We start from the raw sequence: 6,510 nt of genomic DNA, 5'->3' as shown, positions 1-6,510 counted from the left end.
CCACGCCCCGCGCCGCCCGGTCCACCCAGGCCGCGCGCAGCTCGGGCGCCAGGGCCCGGCTCACCAGGACGTGGTCGATGCGCGCGCCCTGGTCCTTCTGGAAGCCGGCGGCCCGGAAGTCCCACCACGAGTAGACGCGGGCCTCGGGCTCGAGCTCGCGCAGGCTGTCGTGCAGGCCCAGCGCCAGCAGCCCGCGGAAGGCGGCGCGCTCGGCCGGGGAGAAGAGCACCTGCCCCTCGAAGCGCTTGGGGCTCCACACGTCGATGGGCTCGGGGGCGATGTTGAAGTCCCCCAGCACCACCGTCGTGGGGTGCTCCTCGAGCACCCCACGGAGCCAACGGGCGAGGGCCTCGAGCCAGCGCTGCTTGTAGTCGAACTTCGGCGAGTGCAGGGACTCGCCGTTGGGCACGTAGAGGTTGACGACGCGCACCCCGTTCACGGTGGCCGCGATCACCCGCCGCTGCTCGTCCTCGAGGCCGGGGATGCCCGCCTGCACGTCCTGCGGCTCGTGACGGCTGAGGATGGCGACCCCGTTGTAGGTGCGCTGGCCGGAGAAGACGGCGTGGTAGCCGGCGGCCTCGAGCTGCGCCCGCGGGAAGAGCGCGTCCTCGACCTTGGTCTCCTGCAGGGCGAGCACGTCGGGGCGGTGCAGCTCGAGCCACTCCAGGACTTGGGGGAGGCGAACCGGCAGGGAATTGACGTTCCAGGTAACAATGCGCATGGCGACCTCTGGCCCCAGTCTAGCCTTCGGCAGGGGCACAGGCTCGAGGCCGGTCCCCACGGCCACCGGCCGCCGGCGACGTCCGCGCCGATCGCCCTCAGTCTCGGGGCGGGTACAGTGCGGCGTAGGCGTTCATGGCCGGGGCCCCGCCCAGGTGCACGTAGAGCACCCGCGAGCCCTTCTCGAACATCCCCTTGCGGGCCATGTCGATGAGCGCGTGCATCGACTTGCCCTCGTAGACCACGTCGGTGATCATGCCCTCGAGCTGCGCCGCCCGCCGGATGGCCTCGAGGGTGCCCGCGCTCGGCAGGCCGTACTCGGGGCCGGCGTAGTCCTCGAGCAAGATCACGTCCTCGTCGGTGATGTCGCGGCCGAGCTCGAGCGCCTGTGCCGTGAAGCGGGCGATGCGGTGGACGGCGGCGCGGGTCTCGGCGGGCTTGGCCGAGGCGTCCACCCCCACCACCCGGCGCGGCCGCTCCTGCGCGGCGAAGCCCACGACCATCCCTGCCTGGGTGCTGCCGGTCACCGAGCACACGACGACGTGGTCGAAGAAGACGCCCAGCTCGCGCTCCTGCTGCGCGACCTCCTGGGCGAAGCGCGCGTAGCCGATCCCCCCGAGCGGGTGGTCGGAGGCCCCGGCCGGGATGGCGTAGGGCTTGCCCCCGCGCTGCCGCACCTTGTCCAAAGCCCGCTGCCAGCTCTCGCGCAGGCCGATGCTGAAGCCGGCCGGGCTGAGCTCGATCTCCGCGCCCAGGATGCGCGAGAGCAGGATGTTGCCCACGCGGTCGTAGATGGGGTCTTCGTAGTTGACCCAGTGCTCCTGCACCAGCAGGGCCTTGAGCCCCACGTGGGCGGCCACCGCCGCCACCTGGCGGGTGTGGTTGGACTGCACCCCGCCGATGGAGACCAGGGTGTCGCAGCCTTGGGCCAGGGCGTCGGCGACGAGGTACTCCAGCTTGCGCACCTTGTTGCCGCCGAAGGCCAGGCCGCTGTTGCAGTCCTCGCGCTTGGCCCAGACCTCGACGCCCAGGTGCTCGGAGAGCCGCCGCAGGGGGTGGAGGGGCGAGGGGCCGAAGGTCAGGGGGTGGCGGGGGAACTTCTCGAGCTTCACGCTTTCTCCTTTTGCAAAAACCGCACCAGCCGCTGCCCGGCCTCGACGATGTGCTGCTCCAGCAGCGCACACGCCCGATCGGCCTCCCGCGCCCGGCAAGCTTCCAGCAGCGCGCGGTGCTCACGGTCCGACTGCTCGCGGTGGTGCACCACCGTGAGGATCATCCGCATGTAGCGGTCGACGTTGAGGTGCAGGGTCTCGACGGTGGCGAGCAGCCGGGGGCGGCCCGCGGGCCGGTAGAGGGCGGCGTGAAACTGCCAGTTGAGCTCGCTCAGCCGCCGCCCGTCGCGCTCGTGCTCGGCCGCGTCGAGCGCGTCTTCGGCCTCGCCCAACTGGGCCTTGCCCAACCCGGGGATCGCCAGGCGCAGGGCCAGGGGCTCGAGCACCGACCTCATCTCGTAGATCTCCTCGAGCTCGGCGACGGAGAGCTCGGCCACCACCGCCCCCCGGTGGGGGTAGAGGGTCAGCAGCCCCTCCCCCGCCAGTTGCCGCAAGGCCTCGCGCACCGGCATCCGGCTGACGCCCAGTTCCTCGGCCAATTCCTCCTGGCGAAGGGCCGTTCCCCCGGGGTAGTGCCCGCTCAGGATGCGCTCGCGCAGTTGCCCGGCGACCCAGTCCGGCGAAGTGGTGGGGGGTCTCTCGGGGCTCTTCGGCATGGCCTGAGTGTATCCAGTGGATCCAATTTAATCAACCCACCCGACCCTTGCGGCCCTGGGCGTTCCGGGGTATAACTTGCTGGATGTCAAGCAAATTAGCGCCAGCCCCCAAAACCCGTGACGCCGGCCGGAGCCGGTCGGCGATCCTCGACGCGGCCGAGGAACTCTTCGCCCAGAAGGGGTTCGACGGGGTTTCATTCGCCGAGATCGGCAAGCGGGCAGGGGTTTCAAGGGGAACCCCGGGCTATTTCTTCGGCTCCAAAGTGGAGCTCTATGAGGCTGTTCTGGACAGGATTTTCCAGACCGCCCTGCGTGAGATCGCCCTCGCCGCCGGCCGCGCCGCCCAAGCCGCCAGCCCCCGTGAGGTCCTCGCCGCCGGGCTGGGGGGCTACATCGACTTCATCGCGGGCAATCCCAACTTCGTGCGTCTGGTGGAGCACGAGGCCCTCAAGGGCGGCGGCGCGTTGGGCGAAAACCCGGTGCACGTGCGCGCGCTCGAGGCGGGGATCGCCGCCATCCAGGCCTACCTGCCGCCCGAGGGCGTGGCCTCGACCGATCTCAAGCAGCTCACCATCAGCCTGATGGGCCTGTGCTGGTTCCCCTTCGCCCACCGCCAAACGCTTCTCCCCGCGCTCGGCATCGACCCCGGCGACCCCGAGTTCCTCGTGGCACGCAAGAAACACGTGGTAGAGCTGGTTCTGCGGGGGTTCTTCGGCAAGGAGGCATAAAAACGGTGCCGCAGCCCCCACGGGCCCGTCAGCACGTCCCCACCGCCACCGGCTGGCGAAGGAATGGCAAAGGAGCCTTATGAACCCGATACTCGTCATCAGCGCAGGCAGCAGCTTTATTCTGGCCCTGCTCCACGTCTGGATCGCCTGGAAGGGCGCGCCCGCCTACCGGTTCTTCGGGGCGGGCGAGGGCATGGCCCGCAGCGCGGAACGGGGCTCCCCGGCTCCGGCCGCGCTCACCCTCGGCCTCGCCCTGGTGTTCACGGCCTTCGGCTGCTACGCGCTGGCAGGGGCCGGGGCAATCCCCCCGCTCCCCCTCCAGGTTCCCGTCCTGTGGGGCATCGGCAGCGTCTACGCCCTGCGCGGCCTGGCGGTGTTCGCGGAGCTGGTCATGATCCGGCAAGGCCGCGCGGTCCTGCCGCAGAACCCCTGGTTCTCCCTGGTCGCCCTGCTGATCGGGATATTCCACCTGTGGGGCTCGAGCCTGGGCGGGGTGAAGTGAGCGTAGCGCCGGGGTCGCCATGGCTGACGGCGACCCCGGCGCGAGGCTCGAAGCTCAGTGGCTGTGGGCCCGCTGCCGCCCGCTGGGGTGCCCTTCGACCACGTGGCACTTGCGGCAGCGCGGCTCGTAGCTCTCGCTGGCCCCCACCAGGATCACCGGGTCGTCGTAGCGGGCCGGGCGCCCGCCGATGAGCCGCTGGGTGCGGGTGGCCGGGGCGCCGCACACCGGGCAGACCGCGGCCAGCTTCTCGACGTACTCGGCCTTCGCCAGCAGTTGGGGGATGACCCCGAAGGGCTCGCCCCGGAAGTCCTGGTCTAAGCCCGCCAGGATCACGCGCACCCCGTGGTCGGCGAGCTCGAGCGCCAGATCCACGAGCCCCTGGTCGAAGAACTGCACCTCGTCCACGGCCAGCACCTCGGGCATCTCCTCGCCGAGGTGGGCCCGCAGCTCGACCGAGTCCCGCACCGCGACGGCCTCGGCCCGCTTGCCGTCGTGGCTGGTGACGTCGGAGGCGTGGTAGCGGTCGTCGATGCGGGGCTTGAACACCATCACCCGCTGCCCGGCGATCAGGGCGCGCTTGACCCGGCGGATGAGCTCCTCCGACTTGCCTGAGAACATCGGGCCGACCACCACTTCAATCCATCCAGGGAGCAAAGGCAGATGGGGCATGTCGGGGCCGAGTTTACCCGCCGCCTCTGGCCGCAACAACCCCCTAAAGTTCAGCCCCCCGCTCCGGCCGGAACAGGGGGCTGAGGGGTGCAGCGCCTACCGCGCCTCCCACAAACACCCGCCGATCCCGGCGGGTGTTTTACCCCGTGCGGGGTATTCGTGGGAAGCGCTCTTACTTCTTGCGCTTGTAGGAATCGCCGAAGCGCTTCTGGAACTTCTCCACGCGGCCTTCGGTGTCGACGAAGCGCTGCTGGCCGGTCCAGAATGGGTGGTTACCGCTCCACACTTCGACGTGGATTTCGGGTTTGGTGGAGTAGGTGTTGAGCACCACTTCGCCGTTGCAGATGATCTTGCACGGCACCAGTTTAGGGTGAAGGTTCTTCTTCATCTCGGAGGCTCCTTTCGCACGATCTTGGTCGTGCGGGCAACTTCAAGAGTGTACCAGCCGGAGGCGGCGCTTTCAAGCTCGAGCCCCACAACGCCCGCCGCGCCGCGCGCGTGGAGTAGAATCACCCGCATATGGTCAGAGGGGTCCGTGGAGCCATCACCGTTGAAGAGAACAGCCGCGAAGCCATCCTGAGCGCCACGCGCGAGTTGCTGCAGAAGATGCTCGAGGTCAACCGCATCACCGACTTCGACTCCATCGGCGCCATGATCTTCACCCTCACCGACGACCTCAACGCCGCCTTCCCCGCCGAAGCCGCCCGCCAGCTCGGCATGCAGATGGTCCCCCTCATCAACTCCCGCGAGGTGCCCGTCCCCGGCTCCCTCCCCCGCGTCATCCGCGTGATGATGCTCTGGAACACTGACTTCCCCCAAAAGCAGGTCCGCCACGTATACCTTCGCGAAGCCGTACGCCTACGGCCCGACCTCGAGAGCGCACAGTAGCGTCCTGCGAGGTGGCGAGGGACGGGATCGAAGTTGCGAGAAGTTGCAGGCTCGTGGTGAAAAGCCCCCTTCCCCCACCCTCCCCGCCGGCAGGGAGGAGGTATCCCCCCCAACCCCCCTTGCTAAGGGGGGAACAAGGCGTATTGCGTTTGGCGTTTGGCGTATTGCGTCTTGCGTATTGCGTTTTGCGTCTTGCGTCTCGCGTACGACGTAAGACGTAGGACGTACGACCCGCGCCCGGCTATCGGCGTTCGGCGTTAGGCGTTCGGCGTATACCCCACGCCATCAATCCAGCGTAAACCTCGGCTCCGTCGGATGCAGCCGCACCCGCCGGATGATGCGCTGGTCGCCGGGGAGCTCGTCACGGGTGGCCGCCGTGACCGTGACCATGCTGCGGATGGGGCTGTTGAGCACCTTGCGGGTCAGGGTCTCCTCGACCTGGAACAGGCCGGCCGAGTTGTTCATCACCACGCGGATCTCGACGGGGACGCGCTCGCCCTTCATGATCTGCACCTCGTCTACGGCGAGGGCGCTGATGGAGTGGATGTCGACCGAGCCCAACGCGAAGGCCTTGCGGCCGCGGCCCTTGGTGATGTCGGTGCCGTCGGCGACGGCGGTGACGCCGGCCTCGAGCGTGAGCGGGTCGGCGATGAGGTCGTGGGTGTAGATGCTGTGCAGCATGAAGCTGCGCAGCTCGGTGCGCTGCTCGGGGTCGCGGTAGAGCTTCTCGAGGATGCGGTCGATGAGGGGGATCGCCAGCGTCACGCCGAAGGCCTCGTGGTGCTGGCGGTGCACCTGGTTGCCGATGTCGTGCAACATGGTCGAGAGCAGCACCACCAAGTAGGTGTCGTCGAGGTCGCCGACCCCGCTCTCCATGACGTCGGGCTTGGCCCCGGCCTCCACCAGCAGCTTGAGGATCGCCACGCTGGCCGACCCCGTGAGCAGGGCGTGGACCCGGCCGTGGTCGTTGTAGCCCAGCTTGCGCATGGTGATGTAGTTGGACATGTCCCAGTGGCCCCGCGCCTCGGGGTCCATCGAGAGCAGGTCATAGGCTTGCAGGGCCTTGGGAAAGCCCTGCAGGTCGCGCCGGATGGCGGTGTCGGCCTCGAGGTAGAGCTTGGCCTTGGGGCTGGTGAGCTGGACAACGTGCTCCTGGACCTTGTTGGGCTCGTCCACTCGGCAATTGTAGGGCATAAAGCCCTGAGCGGTAAGCTTTAGGCCTTCAGCGGTCAGCG

At 68.8% G+C, this 6,510-nt stretch carries 9 protein-coding genes; 3 read left to right on the top strand and 6 right to left on the bottom strand.

Annotation, left to right across the window (positions count from 1 at the left end; all coding sequences use genetic code 11):
* From xth to MEICH_RS0112995, 3 genes are all read right to left on the bottom strand, one after another.
* Window positions 1-721, bottom strand: a 721-nt coding sequence (xth, locus tag MEICH_RS24965) for an exodeoxyribonuclease III (protein WP_036218553.1), incomplete at its 3' end; no start/stop codon positions are given.
* A gap of 97 nt (window positions 722-818) precedes the next feature.
* Window positions 819-1,832: a 1-aminocyclopropane-1-carboxylate deaminase gene (locus tag MEICH_RS0113000; RefSeq protein ID WP_027892994.1), complete on the bottom strand. Its 1,014-nt coding sequence runs from the start codon at window positions 1,830-1,832 to the stop codon at window positions 819-821.
* Window positions 1,829-2,488: a GntR family transcriptional regulator gene (locus MEICH_RS0112995; protein ID WP_027892993.1), complete on the bottom strand. Its 660-nt coding sequence runs from the start codon at window positions 2,486-2,488 to the stop codon at window positions 1,829-1,831. The genes MEICH_RS0113000 and MEICH_RS0112995 overlap by 4 nt, the downstream gene beginning before the upstream one ends.
* An 83-nt stretch (window positions 2,489-2,571) precedes the next feature.
* Here MEICH_RS0112995 and MEICH_RS0112990 point away from each other — a divergent pair, with 83 nt between their 5' ends.
* Both MEICH_RS0112990 and MEICH_RS0112985 read left to right on the top strand, forming a co-directional pair.
* Window positions 2,572-3,216 carry a TetR/AcrR family transcriptional regulator gene (locus tag MEICH_RS0112990; RefSeq protein WP_027892992.1) on the top strand — a complete coding sequence of 215 codons (645 nt, stop codon included), beginning with the start codon at window positions 2,572-2,574 and terminating at the stop codon, window positions 3,214-3,216.
* A 79-nt stretch (window positions 3,217-3,295) separates the two neighbouring features.
* Window positions 3,296-3,718 carry a hypothetical protein gene (locus MEICH_RS0112985; protein WP_027892991.1) on the top strand — a complete coding sequence of 141 codons (423 nt, stop codon included), beginning with the start codon at window positions 3,296-3,298 and terminating at the stop codon, window positions 3,716-3,718.
* A gap of 54 nt (window positions 3,719-3,772) precedes the next feature.
* Here MEICH_RS0112985 and MEICH_RS24960 read toward each other — a convergent pair whose 3' ends face one another.
* Together MEICH_RS24960 and rpmE are read right to left on the bottom strand one after the other, a co-directional pair.
* Entirely contained in the window at window positions 3,773-4,387 is a 615-nt protein-coding gene (locus MEICH_RS24960) for a thymidine kinase (RefSeq protein ID WP_036218552.1), read from the bottom strand.
* A 172-nt stretch (window positions 4,388-4,559) separates the two neighbouring features.
* Complete coding sequence (gene rpmE, locus MEICH_RS0112975; protein ID WP_027892990.1) at window positions 4,560-4,775, bottom strand: 50S ribosomal protein L31; 216 nt, start codon at window positions 4,773-4,775, stop codon at window positions 4,560-4,562.
* 131 nt (window positions 4,776-4,906) lie between these two features.
* Here rpmE and aroH point away from each other — a divergent pair, with 131 nt between their 5' ends.
* Window positions 4,907-5,275 (top strand): chorismate mutase, encoded by a 369-nt coding sequence (gene aroH / locus MEICH_RS0112970; RefSeq protein ID WP_027892989.1) that lies wholly within the window; start codon window positions 4,907-4,909, stop codon window positions 5,273-5,275.
* A gap of 285 nt (window positions 5,276-5,560) precedes the next feature.
* Here the strand turns inward: aroH and MEICH_RS0112965 are convergent, their stop codons facing one another.
* Window positions 5,561-6,469, bottom strand: coding sequence for a phosphohydrolase (locus MEICH_RS0112965; RefSeq protein WP_051304146.1), 909 nt, complete (start codon window positions 6,467-6,469; stop codon window positions 5,561-5,563).
* Between the last annotated feature and the right edge of the window lie 41 nt (window positions 6,470-6,510).

The organism is Calidithermus chliarophilus DSM 9957 (genome assembly GCF_000430045.1).
GTDB classification, from domain to species: domain Bacteria; phylum Deinococcota; class Deinococci; order Deinococcales; family Thermaceae; genus Calidithermus; species Calidithermus chliarophilus.
Note: the sequence above shows the minus strand (reverse complement) of the source record. Positions and strands in the feature narration are given on the sequence as shown.